The organism is Pseudomonas sp. AGC41 (assembly GCF_057334555.1).
The window spans coordinates 226859-227797 of record NZ_JBHFJB010000039.1 but is presented as its reverse complement, the minus strand read 5'-3'; the positions used below and the strand labels follow the sequence as shown (position 1 = coordinate 227797).

The window sequence follows — 939 nt, the reverse complement described above, 5'->3', positions numbered from 1 at the left end:
GTGCGCCCCCCTGCTGGTCAGCGGCTGCGCCAACCAGATGTCGCAACGCAACGAGCACGAAGAACGGATCGAGCGCAAATTGCTCGACCATAGCCTGCAGATCGATGTGGGCGAACCCAAGGTGCTCGACCTGCCGCAGCGTCGGGTGCGGATCAACGAGCAGAAGACTTTCGAGGTCACCGAGTTCGAGGTCACCCGCCATTACGATCGCTACACGCCGTACCAGCCTTGGCGGGAGGTCTACGAGATCCCGCTGGGCGCGGTGGCGGTGGTGGCCGGCGTCGGCGCGAACGTGGTCAATGTGTTCGCCCTCGGCAGCTTGCCGGACAGTGCGACCCGCGACTGGATCAGCTACGGTTTTGCCGGACTCAATCCATTCATGAACGTGCCTTCCAATGGCCGTGCCCAGCAGAACCTGGCAGGTATCGATGAAGTCCAGCGCGACAAGCGCACGGAACATTCGAGCCTGCCCTGGAGCGAACGCCCGGTACAGGTGAAAGCCGCCCGGCAGACATTCGAGCTGAGCACCGACCGTAACGGCGTGTTGCGCTTGAACCTGCTGGAAAGCCCGTTCGCCGAGCATGACCTGAGCCAGTTCGGCAAACTGCAGATCAGCGTGACGGACGCCCAGGACGAGGTGCACACCGACTCATCCCTGAGCGTCAGCAGTACGTTGCGCAGCAAACTGGTCGAAGCCCACGCCTTGATCTACGACGACCTGGAAGACGACGAAGTGAGCCAGTGGGTGCATCGGGTCAAGCGTCTCTCGGAGCTGGGGCTTGAAGAAGAGGCCAGCGAACTCGAACAGAGCCTGATCGAACTGACCCGCAACGATCCGGAACTGCAGGCCGAATTCATCAAGGCCCTGACCAAGGATGGCGGGCGGTTGGTGGCGGACCCGAGCGCGAGCTGACTCTGGAGTGCACCCTGTGGTGAGGG

General features: G+C 62.6%; 1 protein-coding gene. It reads left to right on the top strand.

All coding sequences use genetic code 11. The annotated features are described in order from the left end of the window. Positions 1-913: hypothetical protein (locus tag ACE04F_RS08080; protein ID WP_486105713.1), on the top strand; the 913-nt coding region annotated here is incomplete at its 5' end. Between the last annotated feature and the right edge of the window lie 26 nt (positions 914-939).